Origin of the sequence: Clostridium beijerinckii, assembly GCF_008705175.1 — a bacterium.
GTDB lineage: Bacteria > Bacillota > Clostridia > Clostridiales > Clostridiaceae > Clostridium > Clostridium beijerinckii.
The window spans coordinates 4,871,067-4,893,912 of the sequence record NZ_CP043998.1 but is presented as its reverse complement, the minus strand read 5'-3'; the positions used below and the strand labels follow the sequence as shown (position 1 = coordinate 4,893,912).

At 30.1% G+C, this 22,846-nt stretch carries 25 protein-coding genes; all 25 read left to right on the top strand.

Going from position 1 to position 22,846, the window contains the following annotated elements:
• Positions 1 to 24 precede the first annotated feature (24 nt).
• Complete coding sequence (gene flgK / locus F3K33_RS21985; protein ID WP_039770193.1) at positions 25 to 2,004, top strand: flagellar hook-associated protein FlgK; 1,980 nt, start codon at positions 25 to 27, stop codon at positions 2,002 to 2,004.
• An 11-nt stretch (positions 2,005 to 2,015) separates the two neighbouring features.
• A complete protein-coding gene (gene flgL / locus F3K33_RS21980) occupies positions 2,016 to 3,245 on the top strand; it encodes a flagellar hook-associated protein FlgL (protein WP_039770194.1) in 1,230 nt (409 codons plus the stop codon).
• Positions 3,246 to 3,262: 17 nt separating this feature from the next.
• Positions 3,263 to 3,682 (top strand): flagellar assembly protein FliW, encoded by a 420-nt coding sequence (gene fliW / locus F3K33_RS21975; protein WP_039770195.1) that lies wholly within the window; start codon positions 3,263 to 3,265, stop codon positions 3,680 to 3,682.
• Between the two features lie 11 nt (positions 3,683 to 3,693).
• Positions 3,694 to 3,912, top strand: a complete 219-nt coding sequence (gene csrA, locus F3K33_RS21970; RefSeq protein WP_039770196.1) for a carbon storage regulator CsrA — start codon at positions 3,694 to 3,696, stop codon at positions 3,910 to 3,912.
• A gap of 41 nt (positions 3,913 to 3,953) precedes the next feature.
• Positions 3,954 to 4,334 carry a flagellar protein FlaG gene (locus F3K33_RS21965; RefSeq protein WP_039770197.1) on the top strand — a complete coding sequence of 127 codons (381 nt, stop codon included), beginning with the start codon at positions 3,954 to 3,956 and terminating at the stop codon, positions 4,332 to 4,334.
• 31 nt (positions 4,335 to 4,365) lie between these two features.
• A complete protein-coding gene (locus tag F3K33_RS21960) occupies positions 4,366 to 4,656 on the top strand; it encodes a hypothetical protein (protein WP_039770198.1) in 291 nt (96 codons plus the stop codon).
• An 11-nt stretch (positions 4,657 to 4,667) separates the two neighbouring features.
• Complete coding sequence (fliS, locus tag F3K33_RS21955; protein ID WP_039770199.1) at positions 4,668 to 5,042, top strand: flagellar export chaperone FliS; 375 nt, start codon at positions 4,668 to 4,670, stop codon at positions 5,040 to 5,042.
• Between the two features lie 136 nt (positions 5,043 to 5,178).
• Positions 5,179 to 7,830 carry a flagellar filament capping protein FliD gene (gene fliD / locus F3K33_RS21950; RefSeq protein ID WP_051144787.1) on the top strand — a complete coding sequence of 884 codons (2,652 nt, stop codon included), beginning with the start codon at positions 5,179 to 5,181 and terminating at the stop codon, positions 7,828 to 7,830.
• Positions 7,831 to 7,881: 51 nt separating this feature from the next.
• Positions 7,882 to 8,211, top strand: coding sequence for a flagellar protein FliT (gene fliT / locus F3K33_RS21945; RefSeq protein WP_051144788.1), 330 nt, complete (start codon positions 7,882 to 7,884; stop codon positions 8,209 to 8,211).
• Between the two features lie 254 nt (positions 8,212 to 8,465).
• Positions 8,466 to 10,157, top strand: coding sequence for a flagellin N-terminal helical domain-containing protein (locus F3K33_RS21940; protein WP_039770201.1), 1,692 nt, complete (start codon positions 8,466 to 8,468; stop codon positions 10,155 to 10,157).
• A gap of 71 nt (positions 10,158 to 10,228) precedes the next feature.
• A complete protein-coding gene (locus F3K33_RS21935; RefSeq protein WP_039770202.1) occupies positions 10,229 to 12,061 on the top strand; it encodes a motility associated factor glycosyltransferase family protein in 1,833 nt (610 codons plus the stop codon).
• Positions 12,062 to 12,097: 36 nt separating this feature from the next.
• Entirely contained in the window at positions 12,098 to 12,415 is a 318-nt protein-coding gene (locus F3K33_RS21930; RefSeq protein ID WP_039770203.1) for a DUF8042 domain-containing protein, read from the top strand.
• Between the two features lie 49 nt (positions 12,416 to 12,464).
• Positions 12,465 to 13,103: a pseudaminic acid biosynthesis-associated methylase gene (locus F3K33_RS21925; RefSeq protein WP_039770205.1), complete on the top strand. Its 639-nt coding sequence runs from the start codon at positions 12,465 to 12,467 to the stop codon at positions 13,101 to 13,103.
• A 13-nt stretch (positions 13,104 to 13,116) separates the two neighbouring features.
• Positions 13,117 to 14,268, top strand: a complete 1,152-nt coding sequence (locus tag F3K33_RS21920) for an N-acetyl sugar amidotransferase (RefSeq protein WP_039770207.1) — start codon at positions 13,117 to 13,119, stop codon at positions 14,266 to 14,268.
• A gap of 24 nt (positions 14,269 to 14,292) precedes the next feature.
• Positions 14,293 to 14,913, top strand: a complete 621-nt coding sequence (gene hisH, locus F3K33_RS21915; protein ID WP_039770209.1) for an imidazole glycerol phosphate synthase subunit HisH — start codon at positions 14,293 to 14,295, stop codon at positions 14,911 to 14,913.
• A 17-nt stretch (positions 14,914 to 14,930) separates the two neighbouring features.
• A complete protein-coding gene (hisF, locus tag F3K33_RS21910) occupies positions 14,931 to 15,686 on the top strand; it encodes an imidazole glycerol phosphate synthase subunit HisF (RefSeq protein ID WP_039770211.1) in 756 nt (251 codons plus the stop codon).
• Between the two features lie 12 nt (positions 15,687 to 15,698).
• Positions 15,699 to 16,436 (top strand): cytidylyltransferase domain-containing protein, encoded by a 738-nt coding sequence (locus F3K33_RS21905; protein ID WP_039770213.1) that lies wholly within the window; start codon positions 15,699 to 15,701, stop codon positions 16,434 to 16,436.
• 21 nt (positions 16,437 to 16,457) lie between these two features.
• The gene (locus tag F3K33_RS21900) at positions 16,458 to 16,910 is read left to right on the top strand and encodes a GNAT family N-acetyltransferase (RefSeq protein ID WP_051144789.1); all 453 of its coding nucleotides are present in this window, start codon (positions 16,458 to 16,460) and stop codon (positions 16,908 to 16,910) included.
• A 6-nt stretch (positions 16,911 to 16,916) separates the two neighbouring features.
• Complete coding sequence (gene pseI, locus F3K33_RS21895; RefSeq protein WP_039770215.1) at positions 16,917 to 17,972, top strand: pseudaminic acid synthase; 1,056 nt, start codon at positions 16,917 to 16,919, stop codon at positions 17,970 to 17,972.
• Between the two features lie 97 nt (positions 17,973 to 18,069).
• Positions 18,070 to 19,086: an SDR family NAD(P)-dependent oxidoreductase gene (locus F3K33_RS21890; RefSeq protein WP_039770217.1), complete on the top strand. Its 1,017-nt coding sequence runs from the start codon at positions 18,070 to 18,072 to the stop codon at positions 19,084 to 19,086.
• Between the two features lie 51 nt (positions 19,087 to 19,137).
• Positions 19,138 to 20,205, top strand: coding sequence for a UDP-2,4-diacetamido-2,4,6-trideoxy-beta-L-altropyranose hydrolase (gene pseG / locus F3K33_RS21885; RefSeq protein WP_039770219.1), 1,068 nt, complete (start codon positions 19,138 to 19,140; stop codon positions 20,203 to 20,205).
• Positions 20,206 to 20,243: 38 nt separating this feature from the next.
• The gene (locus F3K33_RS21880) at positions 20,244 to 21,236 is read left to right on the top strand and encodes an SDR family NAD(P)-dependent oxidoreductase (RefSeq protein WP_039770222.1); all 993 of its coding nucleotides are present in this window, start codon (positions 20,244 to 20,246) and stop codon (positions 21,234 to 21,236) included.
• Positions 21,237 to 21,350: 114 nt separating this feature from the next.
• On the top strand, positions 21,351 to 21,599 hold the full coding sequence (locus tag F3K33_RS21875) for a hypothetical protein (protein ID WP_039770224.1): 249 nt from the start codon (positions 21,351 to 21,353) through the stop codon (positions 21,597 to 21,599).
• A gap of 167 nt (positions 21,600 to 21,766) precedes the next feature.
• A complete protein-coding gene (locus tag F3K33_RS21870; RefSeq protein WP_039770225.1) occupies positions 21,767 to 21,946 on the top strand; it encodes a YjfB family protein in 180 nt (59 codons plus the stop codon).
• Positions 21,947 to 21,976: 30 nt separating this feature from the next.
• Positions 21,977 to 22,807, top strand: a complete 831-nt coding sequence (locus F3K33_RS21865) for a flagellin (protein WP_039770227.1) — start codon at positions 21,977 to 21,979, stop codon at positions 22,805 to 22,807.
• The last annotated feature ends 39 nt before the right edge of the window (positions 22,808 to 22,846 follow it).

Genomic DNA, 22,846 nt, shown 5'->3' with positions numbered 1-22,846 from the left:
CATTGAAAGGTAGGAAAAAAACATATGGCAGGATTATTTGATACGTTTACCATTGCTAAAAGAGGGCTAAATGTGCAACAAGGTGCGATAAATACAACATCTCATAATATAGCTAATGCAAATACAGTTGGATTTTCGAGGCAAAGAGCCGTTGCAGAAACTACAAGACCATTTGGAGGGATGTCAAGATTTGATACAACTGGAGCTGGACAAGTTGGAACTGGTGCTGAAATAACATCAATACAAAGAATTAGAGATTATTTTATAGATTATCAGGTAAGAAGTGAGTCGGGAACATCTGGATATTACACACAAGCAAGTAATACCTTATCAAAGGCAGAAGATATTTTTGGAGAACCATCAGATACAGGAATTCAAGAACTAACAAATCAATTTTTTAATGCATTTCAAGAAGTATCTAAAAGTCCGGGTAAATCAGACGTTAAAACAGTAGCCATTAAAGATGCTTCTGCACTTGCAGATGCGTTAAATTATACTTACAATCAATTAAAAAAGACTCAAGATGATAGTCAATCACTTCTTCAAACTAATGTTACTGACGTAAATAGCTATCTCGATCAAATAAATGAATTGAATAAGCAGATAAGAGGTATTTCAGCAGTCGGACAAACACCAAATGATTTAATGGATAAAAGAGATAATCTTTTAGATCAATTAAGTTATAAATTTGGAATAAAAGTCGATAGAGATAACCTTGATACTATAAATCTTTCATCAACAGAGTATCCGGATGCATCTTTAGTTAATTCAGATCCAAATGATACAGATTATTCTAGGCTTTCATATGTTAAAAGTGCGGTAGCGACTACAGATGCATCTGGAAATTTTACCGGAGAGGTTACGGTAGAATATTATCCTTTAGGAAATGAAAATTTACCAACTAAGTCATTTAAGGTTACAACGGATCCGGCTAAGGCCAAAGATTTAGCGGATAATTTAATGCAAAATAGAATTTTAATTGCAGATAAAGACGGGAATGCAGAAGGATTAAGTAAAACTGAATTAAAGATAAATGCGGGTGATACAACTACACCTAAACCTACAGTTGGAACAACAACTTCAACTGTATCTGGAGTAACGACAATAACGAAGGTAACAGCATTAACAAATACAGATGGGTCAGTTGTATATACAACATTAGTAAAATCAATACCACCAGTAACGGATACGGAGTTAAAAGGTGGCATGTTTCAAACTTATAAATATGACAGTGAAAGTGGAGTAAATAATGTAGATAATAACCATGTAAGAGGAGAAATAGCTGCAAACCAATCAGTTCAGCAAACTATAAAAGGATACATGGATAGTTTAGATAGACTTGCTGCAGGTTTAGCTTATTCAGTTAATGCAATTCAAACTGGAAGTTTAGACTCTAGTGCTTCGTCTCAAGGATTGAACAATAATTTAATATTTATTACCAATGGAGCTAGCAGTAAAACAGATACTGGGATCACAGCAGCAACAATAAAAGTAAATGACGATTTAGTAAAAGATCCAACTTTGTTAAACTGTAATACAACTTCAGTCAGTGGTGAAGGCGATGGAAAGAGAGCAAGTGCAATAGCTAATCTTAACTCAATGAAGATGAACTTAAGTAACGTTAAATCTACAGAAGATTTAACTAAAATGACTAGAAAAGAATTTCTGGAGGAGATAGGGATAGATGATGCATCTGGAACAGGATTTTCGGATAGTACTTGCTTAAATTTAAATGCTGGAACAAATGGATCAACAGTGGATAGTTATTATAAAACTATAATAAATAATATTGCGACAACTACACAAGAGGCTGGTAGGCAGGTTGACAATCAGGAGGCGGTACTGTCAGATTTGGAAAATCAAAAAGCATCAGTTTCAGGAGTATCCTTGGATGAAGAAATGACAAATTTAATACAATTTCAACATGCTTATCAAGCAAATGCGAAGATGATATCAACAATAGATGAACTATTAGATGTAGTTATAAATGGATTAAAAAAATAGGAGGTGATTAGATGTCATTTAGAATAACAAATAGCATGTTAAGTAGCAATTATTTAAGAAATGTGAAAAGAAATATGAATAATATGCAGACATTACAAAATCAATTGTCTTCAGGAAAGGAAATAAGCAAAGCATCAGATAATCCTTATGTAGCATCAAGAAGTATGCAGTTAAATGGAGAAATATCGTATAATAAGCAATATGATGAGAATATTAAGGATACATCGAATTGGCTTGATACAACGGATACAGCATTATCTCAGATGGGAAATATCTTTGGAAGAATAGAGACATTACTTGTAAGTGCTGGAAATGGTACTTATAAAGAAGATGAAAGAACAGCAATTCAAGATGAAGTTAAAGAAAAAGTTAATGAATTATCACAAGTTTTAAATACCAGCTTCGATGGTTCGTATATATTTGGAGGAACTAAAATTACTTCAAAACCAACTACTGTTGTAAATGGAGTTTTGAAATATGCTGATAAGGCTGGAAATGGAATATCTAGAACTGCTACAGGGATGAACATAGATTTATCTGTTAATCCGATCGAAAGCAGTGTCACACCTACAACGAAGATTGATGGAATTGAAAAAAACGGAACTAATGTGATAATAACAGTAAATGATCATTCCACTAATCCGGCAACACCAGTGACACCATCACCTACAATTGATCTTACGACTTTGGGTACTGGAACCCCTCCTGCAACTATAGAGTCGCTATTTAATGATGCGTTAACTCCAACATTCAGTTCGGATGATGCTATGAAGGCACTTTCTTCATATAGTTCGTTAGATCAAATAAATTCAGACTTGCAAGTTGATATTTCAAGCGGAGTTAAAAGTGATTATAATAAAACGGCAGTTGATGTTTTAGAATTTACAGATAAAGATGGAAAATCTATAAATATTTCAGATCTTTTAAATAAAATAATAAATGATCTGGGGCCAAGCGGAAATATAAGTGATTTAACAACAGTTGACTTAAAAGATATACAATCTGTAACAGCTAATTTATTACAACAAAGATCAGAAGTTGGGTCTATGCAAAACAGAATGGATTCAGCACAAACAAATAATGAAAGCCAAAATTATAATATGACAGATATATTGTCTAAAACAGAAGATATAGATTTTGCAGAAAAGACTATGGAATATTCAATTATGCAAACAGTATATACAGCTTCACTTCAAACTAGCGCGAAAATCTTGCCGATGAGCATATTAAATTATTTATAGTTAGGAGAAGATAAAATATGAGATTTCTTTCAAAAGTTCATGGTGAAATGGAATATGAAGAAAATAATATAATTACCTTTAATAAAGGAATTCCAGGGTTTAATGATTTGAGGAATTTTATTCTCTTAGATTTACAAGAATATGAGCCATTTAAACTTCTACAATCTTTAGAGAATGATGAAATTTCATTAATTGTAACTTCACCATACGAATTTTATAATGATTATGAAATTAAATTAAGTGAAGAAATAATTAAAAATCTTAAAATTGATTCTCCAAAACAAGTAAATATAATTACTACAGTAACATTGAATTCAGATGTAAAAAAAATAACTACTAATTTGCAAGGACCTATAGTTATAAATACTTCTAATAATCTTGGGGAACAAATAATATTAGATAATTCTAAATATAAAGTAAAAAGTCCCTTAATATGAGGAGGTAGGAAATGCTAATTATAACTAGAAAAAAAGGTGAATCTCTTATGATTGGAGATGATATAGAAGTTATTATAAGTAGAATAGATGATGGAAGTGTAAAAATTGGAATAAAGGCTCCAAAAGATGTATCAATACTTAGAAAAGAATTATATGAAGAAGTGGAAAAGGAAAATAAAGAGGCGACCAAAATTGACCTCAGTATGTTAAAGAATATAAAGAAGAGATAGGAATGGAATATTAAGGGTAAAAACAAGGAGGTATAATAAACATGGATGTTAATAACTTAGGACAAAACTCAATTAATATAAATGCGTATAAATCAAATTTATCAGATTATGCAGAAGCTAATACAGAAGTGGCAGTTCCACAAGTTCAACAAATTGAAACTAAGTCATCAGGAGAAAATGCTGCAAACAGTCAGGAGTATAGTAAGAAAGATTTGGATGATGCAATAAAAAAAATTAATAACTTTTTAAAAGGCGAACATACACATGCAGAATATTCTTATCATAAAGAAATGAAAACAACGATGATAAAAATAGTAGATGAGGATACAAAAGAAGTTATATTAGAGATTCCACCAAAAAAGATTTTAGATATGGTTGCCAGCATGATTAAACAAGTTGGTCTGTTAGATAGAAAGGCTTGATTTAAAATAAAGTCTAAGGAGGCTATTTTAATTGGAGTTTAAACTAAATAAGATTGACACAGATATTAGAAAAAAGATGCAAGAAGAAATAAAAGAAGAAAAAGTTCATTCGGGTAAAAACATAACTATAAAAAAAGATGTAAAAGATGAAAAGAATGAAGATGTAAACACAAAAGATTTTGATAAGAATGAACATGAAAAAAGATATATTACAATTGATGGTGTGAAACTTAGTAATAAAAATATAAACATAAAAGTAGAAAAAGTAGAAAAGATTAATGAAGAAAATTCAAAGGGAAGACTTTTAGATACAACAAAATAGGAGGAGTCATAATGTATTCTAATGGATATAATGTATATAAAAATAATACTGTAAATTATGCATCGAAAGAGCAATTACTTTTAATGTTAGTTGAAGGTGCCGTTAGGTTCTGTAAAATGGGCAGACAAGCTATAATAGATAAAGATGTTAAAAAAGCACATGATGCATTAATAAGAACTCAAGACATATTTTCAGAGCTTATGATAAGTTTAGACACAAGCCAAGGAGATTGGGCAGTTCAATTATTTAATGTATATGCGTTCATCAAAGAAAAGTTAGCTGAGGCGAATATGACTAAAAATGTAGAGATAATAGATGAAATTTTACCTCTTGTTGAAGACGTAAGTGAAACGTGGCATGAGGCATACAAGAGAGCTAAGAAATAACAATACGGAATTGTGTTAAATGGTGAAAGTTTAAAACTTTTAGTATTTCTAAAAAAATGATTTTAATTAGTCCTATAATGAATTTTCTTTGAGACTATTTTAGAGTTTAACTATCTGTAAAAAGGAGTGGAATAAAATGTCAACAATACAAAGAGTAACAGGAACGAATTCTGGGTTAGATGTAGATGCATTGGTTAAATCAGCAATGCAATCTTATCAAAGTCAAATAGATAAAGAAACTCAAAATGAAAAAGTTTTAGAATATCAACAACAACAATATAAACAAATAATGAGTGATGCATCAGATTTCTATGATAAATATTTTGACGTATTAAAAACAGGAAACTTAATGTCATCAAGTAGTTATCAAACTCAAACCTTTACATCTACTGATGGTTCAAAAGTAAGTGCAAGGGGTTTAGCAGGAGCAACTCTTGATAATTACTCAGTAAATGTAAGCCAATTAGCATCTACTGCATCAGACACGTTACTTAGTAGTGAAACAGGGGTAAAATCAATAACAATTGGTACATCAACAATAACTTTTAATGCAACTTCTGATGGAAGCGCAACAGTTGCAAATTATAATAAAGCAATAGCAGATAGAAAAGCTGCATTAAATGCTATAGTAAATCCAAGCGATGCACAAAAACAAGAATTGTCAGATTTGAACAATAAGGTTGTAACAGCAAAATATAGTCAATTCAGTGGAAATGTAACCTTTACAGCAAGTTCATTTGGTGGAGGCGGCTTTACAATTAAAGATACCAACGATTCAACTAAAAATCATGCTAAAGCAGAAGACAAATATCTTGAGGCTACTGTGAAAAATAGTAAAGGCGAAGTATATACAATAAGTAGTGCTGATAAAAAAACAAGCAACAGTGTAACGGTTGATAATGTAGTATTTGATTTTAAAGGAATTAGTAATTCAACTTCTGTGGCAGCATCAGGTACGGTGGTACCAGTATCAGCATTAGATGAAAAGAGTTTAACACAAACAAATTTGGAATTGACCCCATTAATAGATTTAACACCACTAGCAGAAGATGGAACAACTCAAAAGACAACAGCAGCTGATGGTACCGTAACAACAGTAACGACTTCAGGTGGTAAAACAACTAAAACAGTGACTGCACCAGATAAATCAACAACGGTTACAACTACTCAAGGAGCAGTAACGACAGTAACGAATGCAAATGGAGTAACGACTACTACTGATACAAGCAATTTAGCTGCAGATGGTAAAAGTGGATATACATTACAAACTATAAAGAGTGGATCAACAACGTCAACAACAACTATGATTAATTATGATGGCACAATACCAGTAGCTAAAACTATACAAAAAGTTTCAGGAACAACAACAACAACGACAACATTAAAAAGTGGAGATACAACTACAGTTAAACAAGATGTTGATGATGGAACAACGACAACAACAACATCAACAACAGAAAAACAGGGAACTGATGGTTCAACAACAACAGTGGAAAATTCAACAAAAAATGACACAACTGGAGTAATAACAGTATCTTCATCAACTACAACACAATTAAAAGTTGGAACTGATGGGAAAACAACTAAAACAGTATCAACATATACTGGAATTCCGGCACTAACAGCATTAACAGCATCAGCTGATTTGCCAGATGATGTGACAACAACACCGGATGTGCCAACAGCTGGAGCGAAAACAACAACACAATATGCATCAGACGGAATTACAAAGGCTAAGACAACAGTAACTGATGCGGATGGAACAAAGACAACAACGCAATATGCATCAGATGGAATTACTAAGGCTAAGACAACAGTAACTGATGCGGGTGGAACAAAGACAACAACACAATATGCATCAGATGGAACCACACCAATAGAAACAACTGTAACAGAATCTAATGGAAGAAAAACAACGACACAATATGCATCAAATGGAACAATACCAACAAAAACAACAGTAATAGGAACAGATGGGATAGTAACAACAACACAATATGCATCAGATGGGACAACGGTAACAGGAACATCAACTACGTCAACTACAGCAGCTACTTATGATACTCCAACTTCCTTAACTGGAGCAACTGATGCTAGTGCGCTAAAAGATAAAATTGTAGGCTTTGTTAATGACTATAATAAATTATTGTCAGAAATTAATACAAAGATTTATGAAACAAGAGATAAAAATTATATGCCTTTAACAGATGAACAAAAAAAGGCTATGACTGATGACCAAATTACAGCTTGGGAGAAAAAAGCGCAGACAGGATTGCTTAGAAAAGATAACGATCTTGAAAGAATAGCAAGCGAAATGAAAAGTGCAATGTCAACTGTAATATCTGGAAGTGGTCTAAGCTTAGAAAAGATAGGAATAACACCGGTTAAAGATTATACAGATAAAAATGGAATGTTTACTATAGATGAAGAAAAATTAACAACAGCATTAGAAGAAAATGGTGGAGATGTAAAGGACTTGTTTACGCGATTGGCATCGGGTACAGATAAAGGTGGAGCATTAACTCAGCTTAAGTCATCTTTATATAGTGAATTTAAAACAAGTAGCTCTTCATTATCTAAAAAAGCCGGATTAACTGGAGGTAGTACTGAGTTTGACAATACTATAACTAAAAATATAAATGATAAAAAGAAATTAATAACCCAGTTAAATAGCCAATTTACAGATAAGGAAAATGCATTATATAATAAATATTCGGCACTAGAAACAGCAATGGAACAGTTGAATGCACAAAAATCATCATTAGCTAGTATGCTTGGTCAAGGCTAAGTTATAGATAAGTTGAATCTTAATTAAATAAGAATAAAGAGGATATAAATTATGAATTTATATGAGTATTTAGAAGAATATAAAACTTTAACTTTAGAAATGATAGATAAAATTAGGAAAGATGGAAATTTAGATGTTTTAGTTAATAAAAGAGAAGAAATATTAAAAGCAATTAATGAACTTGGTTTTGATAAAGAAGATATTAAAAGAATAGGCAATTTATTAAATTTATTAGAATTGGAAGAAGAGCTAGAGCTTTTAATTAAAAAAGAAAAGGTTGAAGTAAAGAAGAAAATAGAAAGTCTAAAGAAGACCAGACAAGCTAATGCAAATTATAACAAGATTGAATATAGAGCCAGAGTGTTTAATAAAACAATTTAAAAATAATATTCAAAATATTATAAAGTCTTGAATTAAAAAGACGAATATAGAAATATAGGATTTAAATAATATTACTTAAAGTAGTGAAAAGAATAATAAAAAAAGTTGAAAAAACTTAAATAAAGGCTAAAGTAATATATTTTTAAGCCGAACATATAAATATAAAGTTTGCAAGCTATTAACTCTTAAGAGTTGATATAAATAAAAAAATGGACAGGGAAGTCCAATACTTAAAAATCAAGGAGGAATATATTATGGTAATCAATCACAATATGATGGCAGCAAATGCCAACAGAAACATGAACATTAATTCAGGTGCAGCAAGTAAATCAATGGAAAAACTTTCTTCAGGTTTAAGAATTAACAGAGCTGGAGATGACGCTGCAGGTCTTGCAATATCAGAAAAAATGAGAAGCCAAATCAGAGGTTTAGACCAAGCTTCTGCAAATGCGCAAGATGGTATCTCGATGATACAAACAGCTGAAGGGGCATTAAATGAAACTCATTCAATTCTTCAAAGAATGAGAGAATTAGCAGACCAAGCAGCTAATGGAACTAACACTGATGCTGATAGATCATCAATCCAAGATGAAGTTAACCAATTAACTTCAGAAGTAAACAGAATAGGTAATACTACAGAATTCAATACTCAAAAGGTATTAAATGGTGGTATAGATGCAAGTAATGGAGATAAGATAACTAAAGCTACAAGCGCTAAAGTTGCTAATACAGCAGCAGCAACAGCAGCAGCTATATCTGCAGGTGTTACAATTACTGTAGATAATATAACATTCCAATTATCAGCAGCAGGAACAATGAAAGTTGTAGCAGCTGATGGAGATGCTAATGAACTTGCAAATATAGCAGCATTAGGAAATGTTACTTCTGGAGGCGTAAAACTATCAGACTTAGTAGATATTGATTTTACAACAGCAGGATCTACATTTACAGCTAAATCTTCAGGGTCAACTAGTAAGATTACATTTAATGGAGCGTCAGCAGCACTAGGAGTTACTACTGTAGCACTTACTGCAACTGGTGGTGATACTACTGTAGAAAAAGTAGGAGTACAAGGTACAGCTTCTTTATCAGCTGCAGCTACAACTATTACTAAGAATGATTCTATTAAAATAACAATAGGTAGTGACAGTGCTGTTGAAGTTGTATTAAATAAAGATGCGAATAAGACTTATGACACAGCAAATGCAGATGCTAATGTAGCTAAAGCTGCAATGCAGGATTTAGTTAAAGATTTAAATGCTGCTATTCAAGATGCAGGATTAGGAGATAAAGTTAATGTGGCGCTTTCATCAACTAATACACTTCAATTTATATCTACAACAGGAAAGGATATAAATATTGCGAATGGAGTTGGTACTGAAATATCGACAACATTAACATTTACTGCAAGTGTTACTCCAGCATCTGCCGGAGGTAATGTTCAACAAATTGTAGGACCAGGAGCTCAAGGGAGCGGATTCCACACTGTTTTACAAGTAGGTGCTAATAAAGGTCAATCAATATCAGTAAATATTGAAGATATGAGATCAGCAGCTATTGGAATTACAGGAAATGCAGGACAAGCAGGATTTACTAGTACAAATGTGGTAACTAACGGTACAACAGATGTTAAGCAAGAAGCTGCATTAAATGTTATGGATAAAACAGATGCGACTAATGCACTTTCTGTTCTTGATAAAGCTATAGCTAAGGTATCAGAACAAAGAGGTAGCTTAGGTGCAATTCAAAATAGATTAGAACATACAATAAATAATCTTGGAACTTCTTCTGAAAACTTAACTTCAGCAGAATCAAGAATTAGAGATGTTGATATGGCTAAAGAAATGTCAACATATTCAAAGAATAATATTCTTTCTCAAGCTGCTCAAGCTATGCTTGCTCAAGCTAACCAACAACCACAACAAGTTCTTCAATTATTAAGATAATTTTAATGAATCCATAAGGCTCTGGTGTCCCAGAGCCTTTTTGTGTATAATAGATTTAAGGTGGTGTTAAAATGAATGATGTTTTATTTAGAATGAATACAAAAATACTTGAACAATTTAATAAGGAAGATGTAATTATGGATAAATATTACCAAGTTGAAGATACTAAAGATGGGCACCATACTTTTAGATATAACAATAACGGTAAAAAAATATATATAAATAGCAAATATAATGTAAAAAATGAAGTTGATATGCTTATTAAAGATATAGATTTTAATAAAGATTCGTTATTTATAGTTTATGGTATAGGCTTGGGATATCATATAAAAGAGTTAATAAAAAGAAGTTCTGATAAAAGTAAAATATTTGTAATTGAATCTGATATGGAAATTTTAAATACATATTTAAGAAATGAGAATATATTAGAGATAGGTGGGGAAAAAGTATTTTTATTTTTCGGGGATGAACAAAAGATAATAGCGGAGATTAATTCGCACATTTTTAGTTTTTCTATAATGCCGTTAAGTGTTAATTGTATACCTGTAATATTGTTATCGTATTATTCAATATATGGTGAATGGATAAAAAGTATAAATAAAAGAATAGCTGATTTATTTAAGCATGCATTATTTAATTTGGGAAATGATATTGATGACACCATAATTGGATTGAGAAATAATTTTAAAAATATAAAAGAATTGATAAAAAGCCCAAGTATAGAAATTTTAAAAGATAAGTATAAAAATATGCCTGCAATTGTTGTAAGTGCAGGTCCGTCTTTAGATAAAAATATAGATGAATTAAAAAAAGCACAAGGTAAAGCGTTGATACTAGCTACAGATGCTGTGATAAGTACTTTGGAAAAAAACAACATTATACCGGATGCAGTTTTTACTATAGAAAGAATATTTGAATCATATGAAATTTTTTATAAAAATAATAATATAAATGAAGAAACAGTATTTATTGGGCCTCCAGTTGTTGTGACAGAGCTTTTGGATAAGTTTGAAGATAAAAAGAAATTACTATGTTTAAAACAAGGTGAAAAAATTAATGAATGGATTAACGATGACATATTAGGTGAAGATAGATTACTTTATATGGGAACATCGTGCGCTCATGTGGCTTTTGCTTTTGCGAAATATGTTGGAGCAAATCCATTAGTTTTTGTAGGTCAAGATTTAGCATATACAAAAGACGGTGTTACTCATTCAGAAGATGTAGAAGTAAAGGCTAAGGTTGAAAAAAGTGAAGAGTTGTTATATGTGAAAGGTATAGATGGGGACATGCTGCCTACTGATTATGCGTTTAAAAACTTTTTAGTGTTTTTAGAAGCTGAAATAGCAAAAGATGATAGCGATAGGCTTTATATTGATGCTACTGAAGGTGGAGCATTTAAACATGGAACCCAAATTATGAAATTGAAAGAAGTTATTTTAGAATATTGTACTAGAAATATAACTAAACTATATGATTTAGTACCAAGTCCTAATGAATTAGATATAAATAAATATAATACAGCTATTGATGAACTTAATAAATTAGCTCAAAAGTTTAATAATCTCAAAGTGGATTGTGAAAAATTACTAAAAACTTTTACAAAATTAGAAAAAGATATTAATGATAATAATATTACTTTAAAAGAAACATTTAAAACTTTAAAAAAGGAAGAAAAAATTGAGCAAATTATATTTAAAGAAGATGTAATAAGAACATTTTTGCAAGGTGTTTTAATGAACTGCAATATAAAAGAAACATCTCTAGGTAACAAACAAAGTTATGATACAGCAATTGAAAAGATTAAAATTTATAAAAATCTTATGAGATCCATAATTATTGCATGCACTGCCACATATAAGTCTATAGGTGATATACTAGATGGAATGAATGAAAGTAATTAACTGATAAAAATGAAATATATATGGAAAGAGGATAATATGGATAAGTTTATAATGGATGAAAACAATAGTGATATAATTACTAATTTAATAGAACTTATAGAAGAATTTTCAGCTATAATATATAAATTGGAGAATAGTGAAACATATAAATTATTAATGAATATAATTGATAAATTAGACTTAATTATTAATTTAAAATCAATTTGTGTATTGGAAAATGATTTTAAAATTCATATTGATAAATTAAAAAGTAAATTGCCAGAATTGTTAGAAGCCTTCGAAAATAATGATAAAATACTTATAAGTGATATTCTTAAATATGATATTAAGCCTTTATTGGAAAGAATTATTTAAATGATATCCTGGAAAAAAATTAGTTGGCAAAAAGAAAGGTGAGATAAAATTGGAGAATAATTATCAAGAAACTATTTGGAGTGGGAGTTTTGGTAAAGAATATACAGAAAGGAATATATATAGTCCTGAAGAATTAGATAAATTCTATATAGATACATATGGAGTTTCTAGAACATATATGAATTCATTATTTTTAGATAAAATAGACAAAGAAAGTTGCAAGATTCTTGAGATAGGCTGCAATGTAGGAAATCAATTAAGACTGCTGCAAAATATGGGCTTTAAACAATTATACGGAATTGAATTGCAAAAATATGCGGTGGAGAAAGCTAAGGAATTAACTAGTAACATTAACATAATGCAAGGATCAGCAGAAGATATACCGTTTAAGGATGGATATTTTGATTTAGTTTTTACTAGTGGCGTTTTAATACATATAAATCCAAAAGATATTAAAAAAGTCTTAAAAGAAATTTATAGATGTAGTAATAATTATATTTGGGGATTTGAGTATTATTCTGATAATTATGAACAAATAAATTACAGAGGAAACAATGAGTTATTGTGGAAAGCTGATTTTTCAAAGCAATATTTGAATGAATTTAAAAAATTAAAAATTGAAAAGTATGAAAAATTTAAATACATGAGTAATGATAATCAAGATTTAATGTTTTTACTAAAAAAATGAAAGAGGTATAATAATGATTAAATATTGTAAAAGATGCTTACTTCCAGATACAAAGCCACACCTATATATAGATGAAGATGGGATTTGTAATGCGTGTAGAAATTATGAAGAACGTAAAGAGGTAAACTGGAATGAAAGAAAAGAGAATTTAAAGAAATTATTAGATAAATATAAATCTAAAGATGAATCAAATTGGGATTGTATAATTCCGGTGAGCGGAGGGAAGGATAGCACATATCAGGTAATAAAAATTCTTGAACTTGGTATGAATCCTTTATGTGTAACTGCAACTACATGCGATTTATCTGATATAGGAAGAAAAAATATAGAGAATATTAAAAGATTAGGTGTTGACTATATGGAATTCACCAATAATAGAATTCTGCGAGCAAAATTAAATAAACTTGGATTGAAGCAAGTAGGGGACATATCATGGCCTGAACATGCTAGTATATTTACGATTCCTGTTAGAGCAGCAGTACAATTTAATGTTCCTCTTATAATATGGGGGGAAAATTCTCAAAATGAGTATGGAGGCCCTGCAGCAGCAAGTGAAAATAATGTTTTAGACAGAAGATGGCTTGAAGAATTTGGTGGGCTTTTAGGAATGAGAGTTACTGATTTAGTCGGAATAGATGGAATAGAAAGAAGGGAAATAATTCCATATACATACCCTGCAGATGATGAGCTTAAGAGAGTAGGAGTTACAGGATTATTTTTAGGTTACTATATTCCGTGGGATGGGTATAATAATGCATTGATAGCGGAAAATAATGGATTTACAACATATCATACAACAGTAGAAGGTTCAATAGTTGATTATGAAAATTTAGACAACTATCAAACAGGAATACATGATTATTTTAAATTTTTGAAGTTTGGATTTGGTAGAGCTACAGACATCGCATCATTACATATAAGAAGAGGTAGACTTACTAGAGAAGATGCAATAGAAATTGTTAAGAAACATGATGGTAAATTTCCATGGACTTATTTAGGAAAATCTTTAGATAAAATACTTGAGCCTTTAGATATTACTGTTGATGAATTTATAAAGATATGTGACAAATTTACTAATAAAAAAGTATTTTTAACAGATAAGAACGGTAATCTAATAAAAGATAAACATGGAAACTTGACTAAAATTAATTACGATAATGAATAATTTGCAATTAAAAAGGTGTTAAATATGAAAGTTTATATAGTTGATTATGGTATGGGAAATTTAATGTCAGTGAAGAGGGCATTTGAAGAGTGTGAGGCTGATGAAGTGTGTATATGTAATAATCCAGAAGAATTGTTTAATGCTGATAGAATAGTTCTTCCAGGAGTAGGAAGTTTTTATGAAGGTATGAATAATCTTAATAGTAAAGGCTGGACTAGAATAATAAAACAGATTGCAAAGGAAAGACAAATTCCCATTTTAGGGATTTGCCTTGGAATGCAATTATTTGCAAGTAAAGGATATGAAGGAAAAGAAATTGAAGGATTAAACTTAATTGACGGAGAAGTAAAAAAGCTTATACCTAGTAATGGAAATGAAAGAATACCCCATATAGGCTGGAACGAAATATATAAATTTAATGATAGTGGCTTATTTTTAGGAATAGATGACGGAACGGATTTTTATTTTGTTCATAGCTATCATTTTATACCTAAAAATGAATCAGATATAATGACAAAAACTTTATATTGTGGAGAGTTTGTTTCAAGTATCTCAAATGGTAAAATATATGGAGTTCAATTCCATCCAGAAAAAAGCCATAAATCAGGTTTTATGATTATTAAGAACTTTTTGAGTATAAATTAATACAAGGAGAATGATTTATGTTAAAAACTAGAGTTATACCTACACTTTTATGGAAGGATGTTGGACTTATTAAGGGAGTTGGATTCAATAGTTGGCGGAGGGTAGATACGGTTTTGCCTGCTATCAAAGTTTATAATATGAGGGAAGTAGATGAACTAATATTATTAGATATAACTTCAAACCAAGAAAACAGAGAACCGGATTATGAATCCATAAAAGAATTTTCGCAGGAATGTTTTATACCATTTACTGTTGGCGGTGGGATAAAGTCTATTGAGAATATAAAGAAACTGTTAAGGTCAGGAGCAGATAAAGTTGCTATAAATACAGAGGCTTTTAATAACATTAATGTAATTAAAGAAGGAGCAAAAATATTTGGAAGTCAGTGTATAGTAGTAAGCATAGATGCAAGGAAAGAGAATGGAAAATACTATTGTTATTCTCATTCTGGTACTAAGTGTACTGGAATTGAAGTTTCAAAATGGGCAAAAGAGGTAGAAAGTAACGGAGCAGGAGAAATATTGATTACATCTATAGAAAGAGATGGAACTATGGAGGGATATGATATAGAATTAATAAAAGAAGTTACAGATAATGTAAAAATTCCGGTTATAGCTTCAGGGGGAGCTGGAAATTACGAAGATTTGTATATGGCTATTAATGAGGGGAAAGTTTCAGCAGTTGCGGCAGCAAGTATATTTCATTTCACTGAAAAAACACCTAGAGAAGCAAAGATATTTTTGGCAAGTAAAGGCGTGCCTGTTAGAAAGTAAAGGTGATATTTAATGAAGATAGCTTGCATAGTACAAGCAAGAATGGGTTCTACTAGATTATCAGGTAAAGTTTTAAAAAAAATATGTGGGAAAACAGTTTTAGAACATGATATTGACAGATTAAGAAGAGTAGAAAATATAAATGAAATAGTGGTAGCAACTACTAATTTAGAGAAAGATCATGTTATTATTGAGGAGGCAAATAAGTTAGGTGTAAAATATTTTAGAGGTTCTGAAAAAGATGTATTATCAAGATATTATTATGCTGCAAAAGAAAACAATGTGGATATAATTGTAAGGGTTACCAGTGATTGTCCTCTTATAGATAGTGAAGTAACAGAGAAAATAATACAGTATTATATTGACAGTAACGATAAATATGACTATGTCAGTAATACGATAGATAGAACTTATCCTCGAGGATTAGATACAGAAGTTTTTAGTTTTAAAGTATTAGAAAAGGCGTTTAATGAAGCTAAAAATATGAGAGATAGGGAACATGTGACGCCATATATATGGGATAATCCTAATTTATTTAAATTAGCACAATATAAAAATGATACAGACTATTCAGAGTTTAGATGGACATTGGATACTAAAGAAGATTTTGAATTGATAAATAGAATATATAGTATCTTTTATTCAAACAAAAAAAATACTTTTAATATGAATGATATACTTGAGTTATATGAACAATATTCTGATTTAAATAGTATTAACAATACAATTAAGCAAAAAGATATACAGTAATTAAGTGAAAGAAGTGATATTTTGGATATAGCACTTAAAATGGCTTCGAAACAAGATTGCGATTTATTATTTGATTGGGCGAATGATAAAGCGGTTAGAGAAAATTCTTTTTCTTCGCATAAAATATTATATGAAGATCATATTAAATGGTTTAATGATAAGATAAATTCTAATAAATGTTTTGTTTTTATACTAAAATTTAAGGGAAATTCAGCAGGACTGGTAAGAATAGATGTTGAAGACAAAAAAGCTATTATTAGCTATAGTATTGATAAGAATTATAGGGGAAGAGGGTTATCTAAAGTCATGCTTGATTTGTTAGAAACAGAAGTAGTAAACAATAAAATTAGTATTAATAACTTAATTGGCCTTGTTAAATTTGAGAACGTTGCATCACAAAAGGTTTTTGAGAGTCTTAAATATAACAAAATCATTTGTAATGAATTTTTAGAATATGAAAAATACTTAGAATAATATTGGATGACGGAGAATATTATGAAAATTGATAATAAAATAATTGACAAAAACAATCCGACATTTATTGTAGCTGAAATATCAGCTAATCATAATGGCATCTTTGAAAATGCGGTAAAATTGATTAAAGAGGCTTCAAAAGCAGGAGTAGATGCCATAAAACTTCAAACTTATACAGCTGACACTATAACTATTGATTGCGATAATGAGTACTTTAAAATAAAGCAAGGAACTTTATGGGATGGTAAAACATTACATAACCTTTATAAAGAAGCATATACTCCTTGGGAGTGGCAAGTAAAATTAAAAAAAATTGCAAAGGAAGAAGGGCTAATTTGTTTTTCATCTCCATTTGATAAAACCGCAGTAGATTTTCTTGAAGATATGAACGTACCAGCATATAAAGTAGCTTCTTTTGAGATAACAGATATACCATTAATAGAATATATAGCTTCTAAGGGGAAGCCTGTTATATTAGCAACAGGGATAGCAACATTAACTGATATAGAGGGAGCAATAAATGCTTGCAGGAGAGTAGGAAATAATGAAATAGCTGTATTAAAATGTACATCAGCATATCCATCACCTTTTGAGGAGATGAATTTAAAGACTATTCCTAATTTAGCAAAAACTTTTGGAGTGATTTCAGGCTTATCAGATCATACTTTAGGAATAACTATACCAGTAGCAGCAGTTGCATTAGGAGCAAAAATAGTTGAAAAACATTTTACATTGAGTAGAGCAGATGGAGGTCCTGACGCAGCATTTTCTTTGGAACCAGATGAACTTAAAGTTATGGTAAGATCAATAAGAGAAACCGAAAAGGCATTAGGTGAGATTAGCTATAGTTTAACGGATAAAATGAAGAGTAGTAGAGAATTTTCTCGTTCCTTATTTGTAGTAAAGGATGTTAGAAAGGGAGAAATCTTTACAAAAGAAAATATTAGATCAATAAGACCAGGATTTGGGATGCATCCTAAGTATTATGAAAGTGTTATAGGAAAATGTGCAAAATTGGATATTAAAAGAGGAACTCCTATGGACTGGACATTTTTAGAATAGACATAGGGTTAATTAATACAATAGTATGTAATATTAAAATTAAATTTTTGATATTACATTTTTTTGAAAATGTAAGTAGTCACAAGGAGGTTTAATTGTGGGATATTATACAGGTAAAAAAATTCTTATTATTGGAGGGACGGGTACAATCGGTCAAGGATTAGTAAATAAATTACTAAAGGAAAATCCAAAGGTAATAAGAATTCTTAGCAGAGACGAATATAAACAATTTATTATGGAAAACCAAATTAATGATAGAAAAATGATTAGATTTTTAATTGGGGATGTAAGGGATTATGAAAGAGTCGAAAGGGCAATGAATGATATTGATGTGGTATTTAATCTGGCTGCAATGAAGCACGTGCCAGCTTGTGAGTATAATCCATCTGAAGCAATAAAAACAAATATTATCGGTATGGAAAACGTGATTAAAGCAGCAACTACTAATAATGTAGATAGTGTAATATTTACAAGTTCAGATAAAGCTATTAATCCTTCAAATTCTTATGGAGCTACAAAACTTCTTGCAGAAAAAATTGTACAAGCAGCTAATTTTAGTAAAGGTAATGCAAAAACGAGATTTATGGCTGTAAGATTTGGAAATGTTATGGGGTCAAGAGGATCTGTAATACCCTTATTTAAAAAACAGATACAAGAAAACAGAAAAATTACAGTGACTGACCATGAAATGACTAGGTTTATGATGACATTGAGTCAGGCGGTAAATTTAATTATGGAAGCTCCTAAGATTTCTATAGGAGGAGAGGTATTTATTTTAAAAATGCCTGTAATACGATTATGTGATTTAGCGCAAGTTATAATTGAAGAAACTTGTTTAAAATTTAATATAAAAAAAGAGGAAGTAGAATTGAAAACTATTGGATTAAGAGCTGGTGAAAGAAGATTTGAAGAACTTATGACAAAAGATGAGTCATGTTGTGCTTTTGATTTGGGCAATATGTATTCAGTAATACCATCAATAAATTCGGAATTTCTACTAGAATTTTATGAAAAATATAATCATGTAAGAGTTGGAAGTTATAATTCAAATGACGAAGTATTTTTAAGTAAAGAAGAAGTTAGAATATTACTTAAAGAAGAGGGATTAGTATAATGAAGAACCTTTTAAAATAAAAAAGAGATGGCAGAGGAGTGGTGTGTATACATGAAAATAGCGATTCGAGCAGATGGTGGTTCTAATATAGGCATGGGGCACATTATGCGGACATTGGTTTTAGCAAAAGAGCTATCAAAAGAAAATGATGTTTTTTATGTGTGTAGAGTTGAGACAATACTTGGTTTTAAGTGTTATGTTAAAGATAACTATTGTGAAGTTACATCTTTAAATCAACTCATAAAGTTCAAAATAAATCATAGTGAATATATTCAGGGCATAGAAAAAATACTTTGTGATGGTTTCAAAGTGATACTTTTGAATGAAGATATGCTAATAAATGAATTGCAACATATAGGAGCAGATTTGCTAATAACAGATAGCTATGCTGTAAATGAAAAATATTTTGAAGAAACTAAAAAAATATTTAAAAAAACAGCTTATATTGATGACATGAATAAGGATTATTTTAATGTAGATTTTTTAATAAATCAAAATGCAGATTCAGAAGATTTTGAGTATAATGTTAATAGTAATACAAAATTGTTGTTAGGTACAGATTATATATTACTAAGGGATGAGTTTAAAAATAACATTAACAAACATACAAAACAAAAAGTATGTAATATACTTATTACAGTTGGGGGCGCTGATCCATACAACTTAACAGAAAGAATTGTGAATTATATTAATGAGTTGGATTATAATTTTCATGTAGTTATAGGGCCTTCTTTTAGCGATACTTCTTTTGTAGAAAATTTTAAAACTTCTAATATAAAGTTTTATTATAATGCTGATATGTGTGAAATAATGAAAAAATGTGATATAGCAATATCAGCCTGTGGTAGTACTTTATATGAGTTAGTTGCATGTGGTGTTCCAACATTGGGAATAATAATTGCAGAGAATCAGCAAGGAATTGCTAATAAATTAGATAAGATGGGGATTATAAAAAGCTTAGGTTGGTATGATAAAATAAGTAAAGAAGAATTAATATACAATATTGATAAGTTAGCTAATGATTATGTATTAAGAAAATCCTTAAGTGAAAAAGCGTCTAAACTTGTAGATGGTAAAGGTGCAGAACGAATAGCAAAAGTGCTATGTGAAAATATATAAATATAAAATAACAGTATTGATTTCAAAGGAGATAAAACATGAATATATTAGTTACTGGCGGAGCAGGATTTATTGGAAGATGGGTCGTTAAGAGATTATTAGATAATGGTCATAGAGTAGTAGCTTTAGACAATTTATCAAATGGACAAATTGAAAATATAGAAGAATTTAATGAAAGAAATTTTAAATTCATTAAAGGCGATATAAAAAATGAAGTGGATTTAGGTAAGGTATTTGAAGAAAAGTATGATATTATATATCATTTAGGAGCATCTATAAATGTACAAGATAGTATTGATGATCCTAAAACTACTTTTTATAACGATACAGTAGGAACTTTTAATATTCTTGAAAAAGCAAAAAATCAAATGTTTGGAAAGAATGCTAAAATGGAAGGTGAAAAATGGGTTTTGGATTCAAATGAAGATACTCATCCTTGTAAAGTGGTATTTATGAGTACTTGTATGGTCTATGACGTAGCAAGTGAAGATGGTATAAATGAAATGCATCCAACTAAACCGATCTCACCTTATGGAGGAAGTAAAATAGCAGCAGAAAATATAGTACTTTCATATTATAATGCATATAAACTTCCAACAGTTGTTATAAGGCCATTTAATACATATGGACCTTTCCAAAAAACAGGTGGAGAAGGTGGAGTTGTAGCTATATTCATTAATAACTCTATAGCTGGAAAAGATATAAATATATATGGCAGTGGAGAACAGACTAGAGATTTATTATATGTTAAAGATTGTGCTAGATTTGTAGTTGAATCAGGTTATAGTGATAACGTAAATGGAGAAATAGTTAATGCAGGAACAGGAAGAGATGTATCTATTAATGAACTTGCCGAAATAATTTCTAATAATAGAGTAAACATAAATCATGTTGAGCACATTCATCCTCAAAGTGAAATAATGAAATTAAAATGTAATTATAATAAGGCTAAAAAGCTTATTAGTTGGGAACCAGAATATAGTTTAGAAGAAGGCATAAAAGAGACTGAAGGGTGGATAAAAAATAAATAGTTCGAGTTGTAACTAAAAAAGAATTAGTAGGATAGATTCATTATTGCATTAAAAATTTTAGAATATTAGAAAATTTTCAATGTACTTTTTATTAAGAAAAGGAATCAAAACAATATGGATGAACGAGAAGAACTAATACACCAATTAAAAGCCGAGCTTCAATGGATAAAATATAGAATGCGAATGTTAGATATCATCGAAGAAAAGTTATTGCAGATGAGAATGATGACAGAAACGGCTAAAGAATTAAACCTTAGTGCAGAAGAAATTAATTTTTTAAATATTGAGATTCATAATTTGGAAAAGAAGGTCAAAGCACTCGATAGTGAAAGCAGAAAAACAAAAGATGATGAAATATTATAATAAGTATAAGTGGTTATGTAAAAATAACTATTGATGCTTATTTTAATTTATATACTAGATTTGATTAGATAAAATAGCACTAAAGCAAATTCATGCTTAAGGTATTTCATGTTTGCACGATAATAAATTAGAGTATTAAAGTATAAATTAAGAAAGGATTGGATTTTATGGATATAGGTGCGATGTCAATGGCTATGAATCAAGCATCTCTTCAAAGCGTAGTTTCTGTATCAGTAATGAAAATGGCTATGAATAGTGAGAAAGTAGCAGCTGTTCAAGTAACAGACATGATGAGCAATATGGCTGTAGACACAAGTAAAGGAACTAATATAGATGTAAGAGCATAACTCGTACTAAAAGAGAGGAGGTTTTATATAGTGAGATTAAATCACAATATGTTTTCGCTAAACATATATAAATCTTATAAAAATTCGCTTGTAGATAATTCTAAAGCATTGAATAACATTAGTACTGGTCAAGTTTTAAATTCTGCAAAGGATAATCCTAATAAAATAGGTAAGAACGAGACTTTGAAGATACAATTATTAACTAATGATGCGGCAAGTAAGAATATTCAAGATACTAACTCTATGATACAAACCTTTGATGGTTCGCTTCAAGAAATGAATAATAGTTTAGCTAGAATGAAAGAATTAGCGGTTAGTGCTGGATCTGGGAGTTTAACTGATGAAGATAGACAAATTATTCAAAATGAAATTGATAGTGTCAAGTCTGATATAAAAGATTTAGCAAATAATACACAGTTTAATGGAATTAAATTATCTGATTCCACTTTAACAGGTGAAAATACTTCTATGTTAAAAGCTGTTATTGGAAATATGGATGATGAAAATATGGATATACCAATTTATAATGTTAGCCCAGAAAATTTGGGGGTTAGTGGAGTTGACGTAGTAAATGAATTGGATGAATCTAACGAAGCTATTGATAAAGCAACGCAAATGGTTAGTAGGATAAGAAGTAGATATGGTGCTTTGCAAAACAGATTAGATGGAACTGGTGATTACTTATCAAGTAAAGCGTGTACTATTGAAAAGGTTCAAAGTAATATTGGTGATGCTGATATTGCTGGAGAAATGATGAATTATTCAAAAAGTGGAATATTAATTCAATCTTCTATTGCATTGATGGCACAAAGCAACAATTTTCCTAAAGATGCATTAAATATTTTAGCTAATGTTAAATAATCTATTAATAATAGAATACTTACAAAATGAACTGTAGTA